The sequence below is a fragment of the Candidatus Zixiibacteriota bacterium genome, from assembly GCA_018820315.1.
Taxonomy (GTDB): domain Bacteria; phylum Zixibacteria; class MSB-5A5; order JAABVY01; family JAHJOQ01; genus JAHJOQ01.
The window spans coordinates 1-21,439 of the sequence record JAHJOQ010000104.1; the positions used below are offsets into that span (position 1 = coordinate 1).

The 21,439-nt window shown below is 50.1% G+C and carries 16 protein-coding genes; 4 read left to right on the forward strand and 12 right to left on the reverse strand.

Annotation, left to right across the window (positions count from 1 at the left end):
* From KKH67_10230 to KKH67_10255, 6 genes are all read right to left on the reverse strand, one after another.
* A partial coding sequence (locus KKH67_10230) for a glycine--tRNA ligase (GenBank protein ID MBU1319554.1) occupies positions 1-1,305 on the reverse strand: 1,305 nt, incomplete at its 3' end.
* Positions 1,306-1,347: 42 nt separating this feature from the next.
* Complete coding sequence (gene recO, locus KKH67_10235; GenBank protein MBU1319555.1) at positions 1,348-2,121, reverse strand: DNA repair protein RecO; 774 nt, start codon at positions 2,119-2,121, stop codon at positions 1,348-1,350.
* The gene (locus tag KKH67_10240) at positions 2,118-2,489 is read right to left on the reverse strand and encodes a septum formation initiator family protein (protein MBU1319556.1); all 372 of its coding nucleotides are present in this window, start codon (positions 2,487-2,489) and stop codon (positions 2,118-2,120) included. The genes recO and KKH67_10240 overlap by 4 nt, the downstream gene beginning before the upstream one ends.
* A 7-nt stretch (positions 2,490-2,496) precedes the next feature.
* Positions 2,497-3,792, reverse strand: coding sequence for a phosphopyruvate hydratase (gene eno, locus KKH67_10245; protein MBU1319557.1), 1,296 nt, complete (start codon positions 3,790-3,792; stop codon positions 2,497-2,499).
* A 132-nt stretch (positions 3,793-3,924) separates the two neighbouring features.
* Positions 3,925-5,022, reverse strand: a complete 1,098-nt coding sequence (locus KKH67_10250) for an AAA family ATPase (GenBank protein MBU1319558.1) — start codon at positions 5,020-5,022, stop codon at positions 3,925-3,927.
* Positions 5,006-6,604: an AAA family ATPase gene (locus KKH67_10255; GenBank protein ID MBU1319559.1), complete on the reverse strand. Its 1,599-nt coding sequence runs from the start codon at positions 6,602-6,604 to the stop codon at positions 5,006-5,008. Before KKH67_10255 ends, KKH67_10250 begins: the two co-directional genes overlap by 17 nt.
* Positions 6,605-6,777: 173 nt before the next feature.
* Between KKH67_10255 and KKH67_10260 the strand changes: the two genes are divergently transcribed.
* The 4 genes from KKH67_10260 to KKH67_10275 all read left to right on the forward strand — a co-directional run bounded on the left by KKH67_10260 (position 6,778) and on the right by KKH67_10275 (position 13,744).
* Positions 6,778-8,946: a tetratricopeptide repeat protein gene (locus KKH67_10260; protein ID MBU1319560.1), complete on the forward strand. Its 2,169-nt coding sequence runs from the start codon at positions 6,778-6,780 to the stop codon at positions 8,944-8,946.
* 55 nt (positions 8,947-9,001) lie between these two features.
* Positions 9,002-10,372 (forward strand): 23S rRNA (uracil(1939)-C(5))-methyltransferase RlmD, encoded by a 1,371-nt coding sequence (rlmD, locus tag KKH67_10265; GenBank protein MBU1319561.1) that lies wholly within the window; start codon positions 9,002-9,004, stop codon positions 10,370-10,372.
* 130 nt (positions 10,373-10,502) lie between these two features.
* Positions 10,503-11,618, forward strand: coding sequence for a DNA repair exonuclease (locus KKH67_10270; GenBank protein ID MBU1319562.1), 1,116 nt, complete (start codon positions 10,503-10,505; stop codon positions 11,616-11,618).
* Positions 11,619-11,626: 8 nt separating this feature from the next.
* On the forward strand, positions 11,627-13,744 hold the full coding sequence (locus tag KKH67_10275) for an AAA family ATPase (protein ID MBU1319563.1): 2,118 nt from the start codon (positions 11,627-11,629) through the stop codon (positions 13,742-13,744).
* 165 nt (positions 13,745-13,909) lie between these two features.
* Here KKH67_10275 and KKH67_10280 read toward each other — a convergent pair whose 3' ends face one another.
* The 6 genes from KKH67_10280 to wecB form a co-directional block, all read right to left on the reverse strand.
* The gene (locus KKH67_10280; protein ID MBU1319564.1) at positions 13,910-14,656 is read right to left on the reverse strand and encodes a hypothetical protein; all 747 of its coding nucleotides are present in this window, start codon (positions 14,654-14,656) and stop codon (positions 13,910-13,912) included.
* A complete protein-coding gene (locus KKH67_10285) occupies positions 14,656-15,267 on the reverse strand; it encodes a hypothetical protein (GenBank protein MBU1319565.1) in 612 nt (203 codons plus the stop codon). The genes KKH67_10280 and KKH67_10285 overlap by 1 nt, the downstream gene beginning before the upstream one ends.
* Before the next feature lie 14 nt (positions 15,268-15,281).
* Entirely contained in the window at positions 15,282-17,537 is a 2,256-nt protein-coding gene (locus KKH67_10290) for a vitamin B12-dependent ribonucleotide reductase (protein MBU1319566.1), read from the reverse strand.
* A gap of 17 nt (positions 17,538-17,554) precedes the next feature.
* On the reverse strand, positions 17,555-18,304 hold the full coding sequence (thyX, locus tag KKH67_10295; GenBank protein ID MBU1319567.1) for an FAD-dependent thymidylate synthase: 750 nt from the start codon (positions 18,302-18,304) through the stop codon (positions 17,555-17,557).
* A 520-nt stretch (positions 18,305-18,824) separates the two neighbouring features.
* A complete protein-coding gene (locus KKH67_10300) occupies positions 18,825-20,057 on the reverse strand; it encodes a glycosyltransferase family 4 protein (protein MBU1319568.1) in 1,233 nt (410 codons plus the stop codon).
* Positions 20,054-21,148 carry a UDP-N-acetylglucosamine 2-epimerase (non-hydrolyzing) gene (wecB, locus tag KKH67_10305; protein ID MBU1319569.1) on the reverse strand — a complete coding sequence of 365 codons (1,095 nt, stop codon included), beginning with the start codon at positions 21,146-21,148 and terminating at the stop codon, positions 20,054-20,056. The genes KKH67_10300 and wecB overlap by 4 nt, the downstream gene beginning before the upstream one ends.
* Positions 21,149-21,439 lie beyond the last annotated feature (291 nt).

Genomic DNA, 21,439 nt, shown 5'->3' on the forward strand with positions numbered 1-21,439 from the left:
TGCGATTTTGTCAATGATGAGCTTCTTGAGATCGGCGATCTTGATGCGGTCCTGATCCATCGTGTCGCGGTCGCGGAGAGTGACCGTCTCATCTTCTTTGGTCTGACCGTCAATCGTGATGCAGTACGGCGTCCCAGCCTCATCCTGTCTGCGGTAGCGCCTTCCGACCGCGCCGCCGTCATCGTAGAAGCACTTGAAATTCTGCTTGAGGTCATGATAGATTTCGAGCGCGATCTCCGGCATACCATCCTTCTTCACGAGCGGAAACACGCCGACTTTCACCGGCGCAAGTTTCGGCGCGATCGACAACACGACGCGCATCTCCCCTTTCACCTCTTCCTCTCGATATGCATCAACAAGGATGGTGAGAAGTGTGCGGTCGCAACCGGCTGAGGTCTCGATGATATACGGCAGGAATTTCTCTTTGCGCTGATCGTCGTAGTATCGCAGGTCTTTGCCGGAATGTTCGGCGTGGCGTGTCAGATCGAAATCGGTGCGGTTGTGGACACCCTCGAGTTCTTTCCACCCAAACGGATACTCATATTCGATGTCGATAGCCTTCTTGGCATAGTGCGCGAGTTCATCGGGGCCATGATCATGCGTGCGGAGTTTCTCTTTCTGGATTCCGAGATCGAGATAGTACTGCCAGCGTTGTTCTTTCCAATACTCGAACCACTTCTCATCCTCGGATGGATGAATGAAGAACTGCATCTCCATCTGCTCGAATTCGCGCGTACGGAAGATGAAATTGCCGGGTGTAATCTCGTTGCGGAACGCCTTGCCGATCTGCGCGATTCCGAACGGGACTCTTTGACGCGACGGCTGCAGGACATTGTGGAAATTGACATAGATTCCCTGTGCAGTCTCGGGACGGAGATAGACAACCGCGGAATCCTCCTCGACCGGTCCCATGAAGGTCTTGAACATCAGATTGAACATGCGCGGTTCGGTGAGATCGCATCCGTTTTCGACCGGCGATTTCGACGGCTTGTTCGGGCAGCGCGCCTCGCTGAGCGTATCGGCTCGGAATCGTGCCTTGCAGGTGCGGCAATCGACCATCGGATCGGTGAATCCTGCTACGTGACCGGAGGCTTCCCAGACTTTCGGATGCATCAGAATTGCGGCATCCAGACCCTCGACATCATCCCGCTTTTGGGTCATCGTGGTCCACCAGTCGTTCTTGAGATTGCGTTTCAGTTCGACGCCGAGCGGACCGTAGTCGTAGCAGCTTCCAATTCCACCGTAGATCTCTGATGACGGGAAAATATACCCGCGCCGTTTACAGAGAGAGACAATTCTATCCATCAGATCGTTGCTTTTCGCCTTAGCCACAGAGACCTCCTTGACCTATTCAGCAGGCTTGATGCGATCGAGAAAATCGAGGGACGCCAGCTTGGGCGCCCGTTCAGTATGGATGGAAAGAAACTTAAGAAGCATCGCGCGGACAAGCTTTTTCTGATCGTTCGAGAAATTGACGGAGCCCAATTTGTCCATGTCTGACGATAGAATCAGGTTCAGAACTCTGCGCGTACCTTTGTTTAGCTTGTAATAGAGAGCATCTTTATCGGCGGCACTCGCCGCCACAACTCCGCCATCTGCTGACGAGAATAGAGCTTCATCGATGTCAGAAAGATCCTCGCCGGTCTTTACGCAGCGATTGAATTCGGGGTGAAACCCGGAGAGACTGAGGAGTTTGAGCAAAAATGCCGCGAAGATAAACTCGAGTTTCGAGCCGTGACAGTAGTTCATCTGATAGAAACTCTTTTGCAGCAAATCGAAGACAGCCTCGCTCGATTCAGCTTGTGGCACAATGTCTTCCAGAGTTTCCACTATCGCCGACGCGTGCGACAAACGACGAATATCCTCTGAGAGTAACTGATTGCTTCGGATCACCTCGGCCTGAGAAACAATACCGAGTTTTTCAGCATCGGATTGATAGTAGAGAATCTCGGCGTGCGAGAATGGTTCGAGCCTGCCAACCATCACAGACTTCGGGTTGCGCGCGCCTTTTGCCAGAAGGTTTTGTCTGCCCCCATCTTTGAGGAAGCAGTAGACCAGCAGCGAAGATTCTCCTGAGCGGGCATTCTTCAGAATTACGGCTTCTGTTTTGTGCAGACTCATTCTGGTGTGTAGCTTAGTTTTTCCGGTATTCGGATAATGACTTCGCCCTTTTTGGCGAGGCCATACTTCTCACGGGCAAGTTTCTCGACATATTCCGAATCAGACTTGATTCGCTCCAGGCGGGTTTCGAGATCGACAATTTCAGCAATCAACTGCCGCTTCTCCACCTGGAGTTGATTCCTGTGCCTCTGCATCCGCATAAGGTTCAGGAAACCGAACTCACCACCGAGGAAACTGTACGATATGAACGCCACGAGGCAAATGACACCACCGCGTATGAGATATTTCCGGTAAGGCGACGCCTTCTTGCGTAGGCGTTCGATCAGCTTGCGCGGTGATCTATCCTTTATCTGTCTCGGTTTCCGCAAATCTATCTCATTTCAGGTTGTAGAACGCTGACATCCCCGAAAAATGCGCCGTGCCGGCAAGTTCTTCTTCGATTCGGAGCAACTGATTGTATTTTGCGATTCTGTCTGTACGGCAGCCCGATCCGGTCTTTATCTGGCCAGCAGCCGAGGCCACGACCACATCAGAGATTGTCGTATCTTCCGTTTCGCCCGAACGATGCGAGACTACCGCAGTCATGCCGTTTAGCTTTGCCATCGTAATCGTGTCGAGCGTCTCGGTGAGAGTCCCGATCTGGTTCAGTTTGATCAGAATGGAGTTTGCTGCATTCAGCTCGATACCCTTTGCGAGACGTTTCGGATTGGTGACGAACAGATCATCACCGACAATCTGGACACGGTGTCCGATGCGCTCGTTGATCTTGACAAATCCGTCCCAGTCATCCTCGGCGAGGCCATCCTCGATTGATATGATCGGGAAATCCATCGAAAGTTGCTCGTAGAAGTCGACCATCTCGTCAGACGATAGTTTGCGTCCCTCGCCCGCGAGATTATACATCTTTGCCTTGTCGTCGTAGAATTCGCTGGCCGCGGGATCGAGAGCGATGAACACCTGCTCGCCCGGAGAGTACCCGGCTTTCTCGATTGCTTCAATTATGACTTCGATTGCTTCGCGATTCGATTTCAAGTTCGGCGCAAAGCCTCCCTCGTCGCCAACAGCGGTGCTGAGTCCCTTGGAATGGAGGACTTTCTTGAGATTATGGAAAATTTCTATGCCGCATCTCAGTGAATCGGAGAAGCTGTCAAATCCTGCAGGCATGACCATGAATTCCTGCAGATCGACGTTGTTGTCGGCATGCGATCCGCCGTTGAGGATGTTCATCATTGGGACCGGCAGCAGATTGGCATTCGTGCCACCGAGATACCGGTAAAGCGGAGTACCCATGTAATCGGCAGCGGCTTTGGCGCAGGCGAGCGAGACGCCGAGGATAGCGTTGGCGCCAAGTTTCGACTTGTCGTCGGTGCCGTCGAGATCAATCAGGAACTGGTCGATTAGTCGTTGCTCAGTTACCGGAATCGCCTCGTCCACAAGAGGAACCGCGATTTTCTCATTCACATTTTCGACAGCCTTGAGTACACCCTTGCCGAGGTACCGTTTCTTGTCACCGTCGCGCAGTTCGAGCGCCTCGTGGGCGCCGGTCGATGCGCCCGATGGCACAATCGCTCGTCCGAACGAGCCGTCATTGGTGAGGACTTCGACCTCAACCGTTGGATTTCCGCGTGAATCGAGTACTTCCCTGCCATGAATGAGTATTATATGAGCCATCAATTTCTCCTTGGTTTTGAGCGCATTACGCGTGGGGAAGGTAGATGATGACCCGTGTTCAGGCAACAAAAAACTGGGGGGATGGTGTTTGCAGGTCAGTGATCTGAAGTCACGCGGAGGGCAGCATCTCACTCAGAGATCCTGAGCTGCTTTGCTATCACCTTCGGAATTCCAATGTGGAATACTGGAAGAGATGGAAGCGTCATCAACTACAAAGGCTGCACTATACTTAGCCCTCGTAATTGCCACGTAAAGGGCTGGCTTGTCAACTTTCTCCTCGGGATCACCAGAGGCAAGATATCCGAGCATGGATTTAGTTGGAAATATAAGGACACGGTCGTAGGTCTTGCCCTTAGTAAGGCCAATATTGATCGCAGGGAAACCGGAAGTCACTGCCGTCTTGTTATACTGTAGCAGGCTCGGACGGTACGCTCTCATGTATTCCGCTATGTCCACCCGATTCACCGAAAAGACGCCATCATGTCCCGTCCGGACTGCATTTGACGAAGTCGTCTTTGGCAATTCCGGAAACAGACGGTCCGCAAAGTCGCACAGCTCTTGATTGCAGCGGTGACTATTGCAGTGTTCATCTATCGAAACCAGACCGAGTCGTCTTTGTTCCTTTAGCCAACCGTAGATTCGACTCCCCCTCCACTGCTTGTTCTTCATAGCATTGTTGGTGCTGTATGTTGCCTGACGCGGATCGCCCAAGACCTCAACAGAAATCGTGGATCTAAACAGCATCTCCAAGACTGAGAGGTCGTAACCAGCAAGATCTTGAAGTTCATCTACAAATATCTTGCTGTATATCTTCTCCAACCGTTTACCTATCAGCCCGTCTGACTTCTTGTTGCATTCATCGACAAATTCAGCTACTTTAAAGTCGTATATATCGTTCATGCCGGTGAAGTAGTTGTTCTTCTTGTGGAATTTGGCACTTTTTTTCCCATAATATATCGATCTTGCACGCGGCCAATCTCCCATTTGATTCTGATAGGGGCGTACGCCATGCCGAAGCAGAAATGTAAACCATGTCTGTACTGTTATCTTCTCAGGAACATATCCAGCTCTATCGATTAATAGACCCCTTACTTGTTCCAGATTTGGATTCGTATAGGTTGTAATTAATATCCGACCACCAGTGTAGCTCAATGCCTGATCGACAATATGAGTTGTCTTTCCAGAGCCGGCAGCAGAGATAAGAGCAATACTGTTATGACTTGACCGCATCTCTAATATACTCCGGCATCGCGACCTCAGTCTTCTCATCGAAGATCCGAAGCGCGCACTCTGTTTTGTTATTACACATATAGTCAAGCGCCTCCTGATCGTCCGAGAATTCTCTGTCGAGCATCCGACTTAGGTTAGTAAGTCCGATGCTTTTGAGTAGTTGCGGTTCGAGCGAGGGGGCCAACTCGTCGGTCGATGCGCAGATGCGGATTGTCGGCGCGCCGCTATACGGTTTATATTTCTCCTGCACGTTCTTTTCATAATCCGCGTCGTTGTCAGTAACTACTACAACTTCTTTGTTCAGTTCTTTCGCAATATCCAAGAATCTGCGGAAGGACAAACCCCGGACGTTGATTACGTCTACGCGTTCTTCAATCGGTAACTTCCCGTGCTCTTGCAAGTAGGCTTTCTGCACAATCAGTTCGTCTGATGGACCCTCAACCAAGATCGCTATTCGTGCCAACACTAACCTGAGAGTGTCATAGCCAGATAGCTTGCGAAAGTACTTCAGAGTATCTCCAGGCAATTGTCTCAATGTCGTAGCAGCTGAGCTGCCGAGTAAAATGAGATTCTCAAGCCCGAGCTTATTGAGTACATAAGCACTGTGTGTGGTCAAGATTATCTGTTTCTCGAGGCATCTATCCTTGACCTTAGAAATCAACGAATTCATTGACGAGAACGACAGATGATTCTCCGGCTCTTCAATTAGGACAATGTCAGTCTCGGTGGCTTTCCTGTCGAGGGCCAACAGTATCTTCAGTGCGCTCTGTTCACCCTTACCGATCAGCTGAAACGGAAGTTTATCCAAGTGGGGGACCAGATTCGTTTCCCAATTCGATTTCTGGGAAATGTCCATTGATATGGACAAATCTTTCTCTGTGATCGCCCCCTTCTTGCCAATCAATCTATCGTTGATATTCCGAATGGACTGGGTCTCGGCGAAAGCCTCTTTCAGACCTCTATACGCTATGTTCAATTCCGCTCGCTCTTTCGCATCAAGACTGGATCTGATGATATCCTGCAAGTAGTAATCGGTGCCGCTCTGGAGACGGATTGTGGTCGCGTCTATGTATGACGACCGTATGTTTAGACCGCGTGCCGTGAGGGCGTTATGGTCAAATGAATACCACTGACATTTGTAGTATTCGGTTGGTATCAACTCCACTTTGACGTTATCGTGAATCAGGCTTTCGTACTCTTCTTTATAGTCTTCATCAAACACAATTTCCAGCTTAACACCGACGCAATCCTCTTTCTTGGAGTTGTTGGTACCCCTTAGCGAAGCCAAGTCATCGTTGTTTTCAAGATACAATTCAATGATGATTTCAGGCGGGGCGATGGGTTTCCTAGCGACGATGGAGTCAATGTATTCACTGGCAACACATGCGTTGAACAAATAGGGCGTTAACTCGTACTCTATCAACCTTCCATTTAGACGTTTCGTCAACGCGAGATTGATGGCTTCAAGAATGGTGGACTTGCCAACTTCATTATCACCGACGAGAATGTTGAAGCCGGTATTCAACTCAAGCTCGAACTTCTTGAAAATCTTGTAGTTCTGAATATATATCTTCTTGATCATAGTTCCCCCGGATTATGACAACTCTATTACCAACACGATTGCCATCAGAAAGCTTGATTCAATTTCAGCTGAGGACTCAGCGATGGCCCTTACATTCTAACAACTATTAATGGGTTTGTCAATCCATATACAGGAGCTTGCGCATGTCCTCAAATTTCATATATTAGATCGCTATGGATAAGCAGTCGAAAGATGAGGCACAATTCAATCACAGAAATCTCGCTATCGTCGTCGCGGTGGCGCTGATTGTCAGGCTTGTATATCTGATCGAGGCATCAGCGTCTCCGTTTTTTGAGAATCTGGTGGCCGATCCGCGATTCTATGATCTATGGTCAAAGTCGATCGCGAGAGAAAGCTTCTTCCCCGATTTCGCACTCTTTCGCGCGCCACTCTATGCGTATTTCGTCGGAATCTTCTATGCCGTTTCAGGCAACAGCAAATTCGTCGTAGGAATTGTTCAGGCAGTTGTCGGATCGTTCTCGTGCGGTCTGACCTTTTTGATAGCCCGCCGGTTCTTCTCTGAGAAGATCGCGGTGACATCCGGTTTGATCGCGGCATTGTATGGAGTCTTCATCTATCTCGGCGCCGGACTCTTCCCGTCAACATTGGCAACGTTTTTCCTGCTCCTGAGTCTCTTCTATCTGGCGCGTATCGACAAGGACTCTCCCCTCAAGCAGTATCTCTTCGCAGGGCTGTTCGCAGGTCTGGCAGCGATCACAATGCCGTTCCTGATTATATTTGGAATCCTGGTATTCGTGTGGATACTGTACAGGTTCAGAGTGAGCTTGATGACAAAACTCTCCAGATGGGGAGTCTTGCTCGCCGGTATGTCGATCATAATCGCGCCGCTGACCTTTCACAATCTGTCGAAGTCCGGCAACTTCATTCTGATTTCTTCGAATATTGGTATCGAGCTGTTCGCCGGAAATAACGCAGCATCAGATGGCAAGACGCCATATCTTGTGGGACAGAATCCGGAAACAATGCGGAACTTCGTGGCAGCTAAGAATCTCGCTGAGAGTCTGAAGAAAGAAGAGTTGTCGGCAAGGGGTGTCTGTACTTTCTATCTGGATCAGTCGCTGACGTTCTTGACCAGAGAACCGGGGAAGGCGCTTGGAAACTTCACCAGGAAAGTCTCGCTGCTTCTTAACGGCCATGAAATACATTCTGACGGATCTGTCTATTTCGACCGCAGATTCTCGACAGTATTATCGGTCCTCGTGTGGGATAGAAGCCTGAGCTTCCCAATGGGATTCCTGATCCCGCTTTCTGTCGTCGGGCTGCTTCTCACAATCGTCGCTTGGCGTAGGCTCATGCTGCTATACGCATTCCTGGTTTCTACTGCGCTTGTGCCGTTCCTGTTGTATGTGAACATCGAGACACGCAGTCCAATGCTTTATGTTGTGATTATTTTCGCATCTGTCGGAATATTCGAGATCATCAATCGAGTGAAGGCGGGAGAAATACGCAGGCTGACAATCCCGATCCTGATCTTTGCAGCGTTTCTGTTTATGTCGAACTATGATTTCGTGAATCTCGATGAGGACTATGCCACCCAGCACCTCAGGCTCGGCACTATAGCCTGGAACGCAGGGGATACCGACAGGGCTGAGAGAGCATATCTCGATGGCCTCGAAATCAACGCGGACTCCCCGACACTGCTCAATGGCCTCGGTAACGTCTACTCAAAGCAGGAAGTGTATCAGGAGGCTGAGAAGAAGTATCGCCGAGCGCTGTCTGTGCGGCCCGATTTCTACGACGCTCGCAGGAATCTGATTCTAACGCTTGAGAAACTGCAAAAGGATGAACTTCTCTACGACGCTTACGCGGAGTTTCTGACCTATTTCCCGAATTCGGAATTCGGACTTGTGCGCATGGCGGAACATCACCTCGAACGGGGTCACAACGACTCCGCCGCCGTTTACTATGAAAGATGGGTGGCAATCTCACCGGATAATCCTGATGCTCTGTTTGGCCTCGCTCACGCCTACAGCAAAATCGGAAAGGTCGCAGAATCGCGGGAGTTGTACGAAGCGCTTACGCAGAAATACCCTGAGGAACCGACTGTGCATCTGAATCTTGGTATTGTCTACATGCAGCTCGGCTACGATAATCTCGCCGAAGAGGAATTCCAGACCGTTCTGTATTATGATTCGAGCAGCACTTACGCGCTATATAATCTTGGGCGAATGTTCGAGACTCGTGGAGACTCCGCACTCGCGCAGAATATGTTTGTGAAAATACTCACGGTCGATCCCGACTTCTACGAGAACCCTGAGGAAATACTTGATTCACTGCTCAAGTACGCGATTCCTGCCGATTCGCTTATGAAAGAAGAGTGAGGTTGACCATTTCGTCGAACTTGCCAAGTGACTTCCCCCGATTGGAGTTGCCATAGTGCCCACCAGAATCTCGATAGGGTCCGAGATAGAAGTCACCATTGATTCAATGGCGTTCACCGGCAGAGGTGTCGGTCGAGTCGGAGACAAAGTAGTCTTTGTAACGGGCGGAATCCCCGGCGACAGACTTACGGCGAGAATCGTGAAGAAGAAGCGCTCCTTCCTGGAGGCAGTGGCGATTGACATTATCGAGCCATCGGATGATCGCATCAAAGCGCCCTGCAGGCATTTCGATGTCTGCGGCGGGTGCAGCTTCCAGAATGTGCCGTACGAGAAGCAGTTGCACTACAAGCAGGATTTCATCAGGGATGCTCTGGTGCGTATCGGCGGCGAGCAGAATCCGCCGATCAAAGAGATAATCCGATGTCAGCAGGAATTCTACTATCGCAACAAAATGGAATTTTCGTTTCTGCCGATTGCAGGGGCGCCGGCAAGGCTCGGTCTGCATGTGCGCGGAAGATGGAACGAAATATTCGATGTGGAGGAATGCCTGCTGCAATCAGAGCTTTCCAACGAGATTCTCGCTGAGACGAAGAAGCTCGTTAACGAGCTTGAAATCCCCGCCTATCACATCAGCGAACATCACGGTTTCATTCGATTTCTGGTGATCCGCGACAGCAAGCAGACGGGAAGAATACAGGTTAACATCGTCACAAATAAGGGCGACCGCCCTGAGATCATGAAGATTGTGGAAGTTCTCAGATCAAAATTCGACAAGATTGCCGCTATTTATCGGACTATCAACTCGTCACAAGCAAATGTTGCGGCTGGCGAACGCGAGGAACTTCTCTGGAGCGATGGTGATTTCTTCGAGATTATCGGACCGCACAAATTCAAGGTCTTGCCTATGACATTTCTTCAGACGAACACTTATCAGACGGAAGTCCTCTACAATCAGACACTGAGAGCCGCCGATTTTTCACCGGATCAGAATGTTCTCGATCTCTACTGCGGTTGCGGCACGATATCCCATTTCATTTCGCCATTGGTGAAATCGGTGCTCGGCGTGGAGCTTAATGAGGCGGCTGTGTGGCTGGCAGGTGAGAATGCAAGAATGAACGGGATATTCAACTGCCGATTCGTGGCAGCGGATGCAGCACGGTATCTTACAGAATTGAAGCATCAGGATGCGTATTTCGACCGTATTGTCGTCGATCCCCCAAGAGCCGGAATCGGCAACAAAGTAGTCAGGCGGCTGGCGCGTCTAAACCCGCCTGTTGTGGTCTACGTGTCATGCAATCCCTCGACTCTCGCCCGCGATGTGGAGCAGTTCAGGGAGCACGGATACAGGCTCATGGATGCGGTTCCGGTCGATATGTTTCCGCATACATTTCACGTGGAAACAGTCTGCAGACTCGAAAGAAACTGATCCACGAGCCTTTTGGTTGCTTTTTTCTTATCGATAAGCCATATATACTTGAGATTTGGGAATTTCCAGCCGATAACATTATCGAACGGATCGAGTAACTGCAGCCATAACAACAAGCCGAATGCATATGATGAGAATCCTCCATACAGCAGATATTCATCTCGGCGTCAAGCTTGCCGGTCTCGGTAAGGCTGGCGATAAGGTCAGGTCGGCGCTGAAAGCGACTTTCACAGAGATGATTGACACGGCCATCTCTGAAAGGGTCGACGCGGTCGTGATTGCGGGCGATCTCCTTAATTCGAACCGAACATCGAATTCGCTGGTCCGATTCGCGTTCAGCGAAATTGAGCGGCTGGGAGATATTCCGTGCGTACTGCTTCCGGGCACTCACGACTGTCTGGAGGAAGGGTCCGTGTACCTGAGTCTAGATGACAGCGAGATACCATCGAATCTCAAGATATTCCTCGATCCGAAGAAGCCTGTATTTCATCTTGAGGACAAAGGTGTCACTTTCTATGGTCTGCCGAACATGGCTCCGAGGTCGACAATGAATCCAATCGCGTCGATTTCACGACAGGATCACGAGGGCAAGCACATCCTTCTTGCCCACGGATCATATATGATTCCTGATAGAACAGCAGCGGACGATCATCCATTCGGACTAGATGATATTGACAACTCAGGGTTCGACTACATAGCACTCGGACATTGGCATTCATGTTTTGAATTGCCGACAACGAAAACCAAGGCAGCATATTGCGGCTCGCCGGAGACGCTTGCGTTTGATCAGACCGGCTCGGGTCATTTTCTGATTGTGAGTCTCGATGATCAGGTGACGATTGACAAACGCGCTGTCGGAAGAATGCATTGGGAAGAGATCGAGCTTTCATCGGCCAGTTTCAAGTATACGATCGAAGTGGAGCGAGAATTGCAGAAATATATTGGTGAGCACAGGCTGCTGCGGGTCAAGATGACCGGACTCGCTTCGACAGACAGCCTTATACGGTTTGACGAACTGTATGATCATCTTGCCGAGAACTTCCTGTACCTGTCGATAGTCGACAAGACTGAGACTGTGCCCGGAGAACTGAGAAAACTGAACCTTCCTCGCACCACTATCCTGGGTCAGTTTGTCACGCAGGTTGCGGAAGCGATAGAAGAAGCGACTGATCCCGAAGAGATAGAAATTCTCGAGGAAAGTCTGAGGACCGGATACGCAATGTTGTCCGGTAAGGACCTCATGTAAGGCAGATCATGCTAATAGGCAAATGCGAAATTAACAGATACGGCAAGCTGAACCAGTTCTCAACATCGTTCAGCACCGGTATTAACGTCATAAAAGGACCGAATGAGGCCGGGAAATCGACTCTTGTAGATGCGCTCACCGATGCCCTCTTCGAGAATCCGAAAACTCAGAAGAAGGATGTTAAGGCGAGAACCAGTTGGGGATCAGATAAAGCTTTCCACATCTCGCTCGATTTCGAATCTGAAGGCCTCTTCTATTCGCTTACGAAAGACTTCGACAGCGGCGAGGTACAGCTTCTCAAGAAATCGTCAGGAGAAACACTCGACGACAAGAAGCGTGTCGATTTGGTTGTGTCGGAGAGTCTCGGCCTATCGAATAGGGACATATTCCTCGCGACATCCTGTATCAGGCAGGATGAAATGGCTAGGATCGCCGAGTCGCCCGATGCGATCAAAGACCGGCTCGAAGCACTGATTACCGGCGGAAAAGAGGAAGTGCTCGCTTCGAAGACAATCGACAAGCTATCCGCTCTGATCAAATCGCTCAAGAAAGAGGGACATAAGCACAAAGGCCAGATCCAGCGATTGGAAGATGAAAAGAGCGACGTCGCATATGAATTGGACAAAGCCAGGCGTGAAATTGAGACAATCGGATCGAACCGTACTGCACTGAAAGAGATCAGATCGAGTCTGGATGCTCTCACCGAGGACTTGAAGACCAAAGAGACCTTGAAGAAGAATGCGCGGCTAGCCGCTGACGCCACCGAGAGCGTGGCTCGGCTGGAGGCACGGTTCGGAGAGCTCTCCTCGCGAATCAACAATATCAAGAACTCAGAGGCAGAGGTGGGTCGCCTCCGTGGAGAATTATCGAAAGTACCGAGGATCAATCCCAACGACATTAAGATAGCGGAAGAGCAGGTCGCACAGAGGACGTTTATAAAGTCCAAGAAGGAAACAGCAGAGAAGGAAGTGCTGGAGCATGAGGAGAGTGTTCGCCTTGCAAAGCCGAGTGCAGCTGTCAAGGTACTGTCATTCCTCAGTCTCTTTGCATGTGCGGGATCTGCTTTCTACTGGTATCAGTATACGAGCATGACAAACATAAACTTCCTTATCGGTTCGGGAGCTGCGCTGCTTCTGTTTGCCAGCTTTTCAATCCTGTGGTCCAAGAGCGGTCGGAACTGCGCCCGAATGAGAGCGAAGTATGAGATGAGCAGGGAGGCGCTGCAGGAAACAGAAGACGATCTCAAGACATGCCGTGATACCATATCATCAATTGTGAAAAAGTACGAATTCTCCAACGTCGATTCGCTGAGAGAGTCTTTCGAGAAGCGCTCAGAACTTGAAATCGGTATCAAGACTGAGCTGAGACGCTATGAAGAGCATCTCAACAACAAGACTCTTGCAGGTCTGGAAGATGACTTGAAGGTGGTCACACGCGAGCTCGCGGTCGAGAACGAGAAACTCCGTGAATACAGTCTCTATACGATTAAGCCTGAGAAGCTTGCCGAAATCGAACGGTCGCTGGAAACGATGGGAGAGAAGAAGAAGAGTCTAGCGCTGGAACTGACGACTGTCGAACGGCATCTCGAATTCGCAGAATCGGGAATGGAACATCAGGCGTCACTTGAAGAGCGGTACGAGGAGTTGGAAGTCCAATTGTCTCGCCGTCATAGACAATTGCTGATGCTGGAGAAGACACGGGAATTCATCGAAAAAGCTCGCAAAGATGTTTTGACATCGAGCCTCCAGCTTCTCGATGATGAGACTTCTGATATTCTGCGCGAAGTTACCGGCGGCAAATACACACAGGTCAGATTTGACCGGCAGAGTCTCAAGTTCGAGGTCTTCTCGAATGAAATGAACGACTGGGCCGAACCTGAAAATTGTCTCTCGCGCGGAACAATAGATCAGCTCTACCTTGCCGCGCGTCTTGCGATGGTCAAGATTATCTCCGAAGACCGTCATCCGGTGATAATACTCGATGATCCGTTCGTCACCTTCGACAAAGAGAGGCGAGATAATGCGCTGACAGTTCTCAAGCGCCTCTCCGACCGCTATCAGATTTTCCTTCTCACTTGCCACGATCACTACGATAATCTCACACCAAACGTAATTAGCATGGCGTAGACATCGCATTGTCGTAGGTCAGCGATCCCCGCCTGATCGAGTGAAGCGAAGAGCAGGTCCGAGCGAAAGCGAGGAGATCCTGACACGCTGCTTGTAAACCGCGATCACAGATCGCGGCCACACAGCCGGAATTGTGATCGCGGTTTGTGAACTCCTGTATGTTCTCTATCCGCGGACTGGCTGTGAGGATGCGTGGCGGTATGCGGTATAGAATCCTAACGAATCCAATTCTTCATTGTGCTTCTTGGTGATCGTCTTGATATCGAGACCGAACACCGGCTTCTTTGAATTGACTTTGTCTCTGAAGGTCAGACTCCACCATGCAATCGCCTCGACGACATCTGAATCGAGATTCTTATCGGCACTTCTGATTAACTCGACTTTGCCGTTGTTGTCCACAGCAAACTTCTTCAGCGTCGGGAAATGATCCAGAATGTCCTCCCTCGCCTTACGTAGCAACGCTGACGTGCCATACGGTCCGATTTCGGAGGCTGTCATAAGGTATTCGCTGATACTGTTGAATGCTTCGATAAGTATGGATATCGACGCCGGTGTAAGCTGTTGTGTCTTTCTCGCGGGAGCAGATGCAACTGAGACACTCCGCAGAGAGACCAGACCGGACTTCATTACGAGTTTCAATGTTTCGAAATTCAGATCGTCCCGAGCAAGAATGAGTACCGCATAATCCTCATCCGATTTGATCATCAGCCATCCCGACTCGAATCGAATCTTGAAAGCAGATGTGGTCTGAACGGCACTGACCATTCTTTGCAGCATCCTTTCGAGTTCCTCTTTCTTCGGCTCACTGAATCGTGCAGAGAATAGACTATTCGTCATACCGGTATAACGGTCCAGGATTGACACTCCCGTGACCCCAACGACACCGCGCAGTTGTTCGAGGATTCTCTTCATCAGGCCTTCTCCATCACGGATCTGAGATCGCGCAGGATCGATCTAATGTCACAGTTCGGTTCGAACGCTACGACGTAGTATTTCTCGTCACGTTTCAGGATCATCAACTGCTCTTTGTCGAGAATGATCTCACCTTCGGTCGCTTCGCCAAGCGTAGAGACATCGGATAGGAACTTGCAGAGGGATATAAGACCTTCGAAGACGGCCGCGTATTCCGGCAGTAACTCTCTTCCGGATGAATCGATGGTTACAATTCCCTTATCAGTGAGACACCAGGCGCCGTTGATTCCATCTACTCGCGCTAATCCCTCAAGCACATCGGCTGTGCCTTGCGACTTATGACCGCTGACAATCTGCCTTTTCTGGGATTCTATTACTGTGACGACTTCGCCATGCTGGCGCCCGATAAACTTCTCGACAGCTATCTGCTGCTCCTGAGATTCTACGGGGGCGTCCCAGTCCTTCTGGATTTTGTGGAGAACCACTCCATCGAGGCAGACGGTAGTTGCAACACGGGGATGGGGTCGTCTGGAGAATTCAGTTTGAATCTGAACTACGACCCCGTCCTCGGTAACTTTGGATAGCCTTCCTGCAGGCAAAAATTCATTCATCGATGCTGATCAGATCAGCATTTCGAAAATCCACACGACGGACATACAACGCATCCGGAGTCATGTTGCACACGCCCGCCGCAATCGGGGCAAACATCATACGAGGATTGAGCGTTAATCCTCTTCTTGCCGTTTCCGAAATGCTTTTTTAGAACCTTTGCGATGGCGTCCGGAATTGACATAACCACGCCACCATTCTGGTACACAGGCGACGCCCCGCCAATGCCTAACAACTGTTCTATTATATCGTCAACATTGAGTCCTGATCTTAATGAAAGAGAGATCAATCTACAAACAGCCTCGGTATCCGCCATAGTCGAAAACCCCGATTTTCCGATCTGAGCAAATACCTCGAAAGGAAATCCCTCATGGTAGTTGATGGTAACATAGAGATTTCCGTAACCCGTCTTGATCTTCTCGGTAATGCCGGTCAATGTATCCGGTCTCTCCTGGACACGCGGCTGATAGATGATTTTCGGCACAGCCTCGGCAGGTGCACCTGTCTCGGCTCTTTTCGTAGCTCCCGTTGAAAGTACCTGGTCTGCGCGACTGCCGTCGCGGTAGATCGTAACGCCCTTGCAGCCGAGTTTGAAAGCGAGCCAATACGCAGTCTTGACATCGTCGAGGGAAGCATCTTGCGGAAAATTGATTGTCTTTGATATGCTGGTGTCGCAATTCTTCTGGAATGCCGCCTGCATGCGGACATGCATCTCAGGAGAGACGTCGGCAGCAGTATCGAAAATTCGCCGCACATCTTCCGGGATCTCTTCCATGTCCTTGATACTGTTGCTCTTGGCAATCTTCTCCATCAGTTCGGTGGAGTAAAACTTGCGTTCCTTGGCAATCTTCTCAAAAGCAGGATTGGCATCGATTAGTTTCGTCCCATCCATCACATTCCTGACGAATGAAACGGCATAGTACGGTTCGATACCGGATGAGCAGCCTGCAATTATGGAAATAGTCCCTGTCGGAGCGACTGTGGTGACAGTGGCATTTCTCATCGAGACACCCTCGTCGGCAAAGGTCGAATGGGACCACCTCGGGAATTTGCCGCGCGATTTGGCCATTTCCGACGAATGGAAGTGACCCTTCGTGTTAATGAACTCCATCACTTTCTCGCCAAGCGCAAGTGCGGCTTCGGAATTGTATGGTACTCTCAGCTGTGCCAGCATATCAGCCCAGCCCATCAGGCCGAGACCTATCCGTCGGCTGGCGCGGGTCTGATCTTCAATTTCCCTGATCGGATACCTGTTCTCATCGATTACATTATCAAGGAAGTGCACGCCGAGCTTGACAAGCTCATGCAGCTTATTCCAATCGACACCTTTTTCAGGCTCTGCCGGTGAATAATCGGCCGGTAATGGATCGAATAGCACTTTGCCGATGTTGATCGAAGCCAGGTTGCAGGAATCGTATGGCGGCAATGGCTGTTCGCCGCAGGGGTTGGTCGCTTCGATCATCTCGATCTTCTTCGTCGGATTGTTGGCGTTCATGCGATCGACAAAGATTATTCCCGGCTCGCCGGTTTTCCACGCATGCTCGACAATCTTCTCGAATACACTCGTAGCATCGAGTCTCTGGGGCTCGCCATCTTTCTTGAGAACATCATTCGTGCGAGGATCTATGAGATCGTAGTCGCGCTTTTCCTCCACGCTACGCATGAATTCATCGGTGAGCGCTACAGAGATATTGAAATTCGTAATCTCGGTGGTATCGTCCTTGCAGGAGATGAACTCGAGAATATCGGGATGATCCACTCGCAGGATGCCCATGTTTGCTCCGCGACGCGTCCCACCCTGTTTGACAGCCTCGGTAGCCGAGTTGAAAACTTTCATGAATGAGACAGGACCGGATGCGACACCCGATGTCGATGCCACATTTGAGTTCCGGGGGCGGAGTCGCGAAAACGAGAACCCTGTTCCGCCACCCGACTTGTGAATCAGGGCGGCATGTTTGATCGTGTCAAATATTTCTTCCATCGAATCGCCAACCGGAAGTACAAAACAGGCGGATAGCTGCCCAAGCGGGCGGCCGGCGTTCATGAGAGTCGGTGAATTTGGCATGAATTCGAGATCGGTCATCGCGCTGTAGAACTGGTCGGCTGTCATCTCGACCTGTGCGTCCGTGGCACCGTAGTGCCGATCAGCCTTCGCCATATTCAAAGCTACCCTTTGAAATAACTCGTTGGGAGTCTCAATTGGCTTGCCTTCATTGTCTTTTATCAAATAGCGGCGCTCAAGGACTTTGAGAGCATTCTCTGAAAGCTGCAGTCTCTTATCAATTCGCATCAGCTCCCCTCCTCAGTGTTGCGAATGATCACACAATCATTGTCGTCAATTTCATACTCCTTGAATACAATCGGAGCTTCATTTTTCATGATCCGCAACATCTCGGTGCAGATCTTCCGTATCTCCCAGTGAGCGCGCTCGGCACAGCGAATAGCGAAAATGTGTCGCAGCTCTCTGAAGTTTGCGGTCACGACGATCTCAGAAGTGATGCCGCCCGGAAGAATGTATCTGGCATCTTCTTTTGGCACACCGGCATCGACCATCTCCTGGTACAACTTGTAGCACTCGTCGGCCACCTCGAAATAGCGATCCTTGAAGCCTCCCTCGACAATCGAGTCCGGCTCGACTACCTCATAAGGCTTGCGGGATCCATAATGCACATAGCGCTGCGATTCCTGAGACGGCGACATCAAGCGGTGTCGAACCATCTCATGGGTGAATACCCTTGAAGCTCCCTTAATTCTGAAGGTCGCGGATGCATGTTCCAGAACAGAATGGTGTCCCTTGCGGATAACCTTCCGTATCAACTCCTCAGTCGATGCGGGCGGATTGTACCGGTGGAATGAAAGATAGCAGGTCCGGCATGCTCGTTCAATCACATCCTCGCCATTGGGCGTGATCGCCATGAGGATCACTTCTGGTACCGCTTTTCTAACCATTCTTACGGTTTCCTTGGTGTCGGTCATTTGGCCTTCCATGGCTAATACCCTCGATTTGAAGTATATATGAAACAGCGATTTTGATTCCATTCTCCATCGCCATAGTACTCAAGACCTGAATCATGCCAATCATTTCTCTTTGGTGCACACAGCAGAATGACACAATTGTCTATTTACTCACTCCAGATCAGCATAGATTCTTCACTCGTGATGCACACAGATTATCCCACAGCCCTCAGAAACTCTCACAAACTATTGCAATGAATAGCAATAGGTTAGCGAGGCAGATTAAAGCGTTATTCAATCACCGAAGCGGGGAGCAAGTTATGATATAGGTATTGTTGAGTCAAGTTAAATTTGAATAAAATCTGAAGATTCTCACAATATATTGTGCTTCAGGGATTTGAACACCACATCATCTTGTGGATCACTGCATCCATTTCAGCATTCTTTTGGGAAACACTCGATAACTGTCTCGATTTCAGGGAGTTTGCGAATAAATGCTGGAAAGGCTTTATTAGGCTTATATCTCGCGAAGAAGCAAGACATTCAACCACAACACAATAGAAGTAAGTAATATTGAAACTCAAGACGCCTTTTGATCATGAATTTATGCCTTGCTTGATTGCCTGAGCAGGAACCAGAAGTCCTCGGCGATCTGCCGACGGTCGAAGTTGCGGACCACATAATCATAGCCATTCTGACCGAGATTGGCGACTTGTTCGGGTGACTGATAGAGAGCTTCTATCTTCTCAACAAGATCCTCATGGTTCTCTGGTTCGAATGCGAGTCCACAGTGGCCGTCATCAACCAAAAGCTCCTTAGCTTCCCCCTCGACACCGAGCAGAATTGGCTTTTTCATTGCAAGGAACTCGAAAATCTTCGATGGAATGGCGCCTTTGAAAAGATCGAGTCTGCGGAGCGGAATAATTCCGGCATTGCATGCGGAAATTATACCGGGCATAGCATTTCGTGGCTGAGGATCGAAGAAGCGGACATTCGTTAGCTGAAGATTCTCCTTCAAAGCAAGCAGTTTCTCTCTTTCCGGTCCGCTGCCGATTATCGCGAATTTGATCTGGTCGTTATCCTTCAGAGCCTCAGCGGCATGCAGGATGACTTGGAGCCCCTGCGCGAACCCGAGAATGCCGGCATACAGAATGACAAAGTCGTTGTCACAGTATCCATTCGACATTCGCCAAACGTGATTGACGTTGCTCGGATCGAAGAATGCTAAATCGACGCCGTTTTTCAGCCAGTAGACGTTCTTATCCGGGAATCGCGTAGAGATATTCTTGACTATGCCCTGCGTCTGACCGCAGATCACGGCAGATCGTCTATACAGGCACTCCTCAAGTCTGCGGGCAAGCGAAAGCATTGTCTTGTTGGTAATTAGACCGAGCTTCTCGGCAGATTCGGGCCAAAGATCAGAGACGTTGCATATCAGCCTCCCCCCTTTCATAATCTTGAGCAGGTAGGCAGAAATCCCGAGGAACAGGGGTGGAGACTCGCAGAATATATAGTCGAATGTCTGAAGCTTGAAAGTGCCGATTACGAGAGACGAGAGTACGAAGGAGAAATAGGTCAAGAGCCTGAGAAGGAGGTTCTTCCTGTTAGCGCTCACAAATATCCATGACCTCAGAACATCAAGGCCAGCAATACCTTCCCTGCAGAACCATTTGCCTCGATATGCCTCATGGACAACCATTTCCGGGTAGTTCGGCATAGCGGTCAGGACAGTGATGTCTGCGTCCTTGTCCTTAAGCCGCGAGGCAAGATCGGAAAGTCTGTTCTGCGGAGCGCCGACTTCCGGCGGAAAATATTGTGTCAGAAAGACTATTTTCATCGAGAGGACTGCCGATTGGCAAACTCGTTTTTCAGTTCCTTTATTATATAGTGACTCGCCCTGCCGTCACCATAGAGGCCATCTTCGAAATTGAGGCTGCTGCGAATCAAGTCATCGAAAGCACGTCGGATCAACTCTGAATCGGAACCGACAACCCGGTTATAACCCCGTTTCGCCAACTCCACCCACTCTGTTTCATCACGCAGGGTGAGACATGCCTTCTTATAGAAATATGCCTCCTTCTGCACTCCACCGCTGTCGGTTATGACGAGCTTACAGTGCTTCAGCAGCTCGATCATGTCGAAAAATCCAACCGGATCGATTGTTTTCAACCGTGTTGTTATCTTCTGAGTGCTGAGAACCTGTCTTGTGCGAGGATGCAGAGGCAAGATTACCGTAGCCGCCTCGGCGATACTATTGAGCCCGTTGATGATGCCCATGAATCGTGACAGATTGTCGGTGTTTTCGGCCCTGTGAATTGTACAGAGCACGAAGTTGTCCATGCCGAGTCGGCTGATGATCTTCGATTTCGCCGGAGCGAGCTTGCTGTAATGGACGCTCGCGTCATACATCACGTCGCCGGTATTGATGATCCTGCATTTCAGCTTCTCGAATCCTTCAGAGCGAAGATTCTCGACTGCGGCATCAGTCGGGCAGAAGAGAATATCGGAGATTCTGTCGGTGATAACGCGATTGACCTCTTCGGGCATATCGAGATTGAAACTTCGGAGTCCCGCCTCGACATGAGCAACTTTCAGATGCAGCTTCCTTGCGGCGAGGGCACCGGCAAGTGTCGAGTTCGTGTCGCCATACACCAGCACGATGTCGGGGGATTCGTCTTTGAGGAGCCGTTCGAGACCCTCGATCATCTGGCCGGTCATTGCGCCGTGTGAGAGGCTGTGAATCTGGAGATCGTAATTGGGCTGAGGGATTTCGAGTTCTTCGAAGAAAACCGAGTACATGTTATTATCGAAATGCTGCCCGGTATGCACGACAATGTGCGTTATATCGGGATCGCCCGCCAGTTCGCGGCTGATCATGGCGACTTTGATAAACTGTGGTCGCGCACCGACTACAGATACGATTTTCATTGCAGATTTGCTCATTGCTCACATTATCCGGTCGACAGTCAAAATCACACTCAGCGTTCGGCGCTTTGCTCAGGGGCTTCAACCTTTCTTTCTGATTGACGTAGAGATCGCCACGTCGCTTCGCACCTCGCGATGACGGTCTCGTGTCAGGCGTCAAAACCACGCCATTTGCTACGCGTGGCTCAGGGGTTTTGACCTACTTCACTGACTGAGATCGCGATCATCTCAAGAACCTGATTATATGTATATGTAGCGATTGACGCAATCGGATTCGGCACGGCAATGATAGAA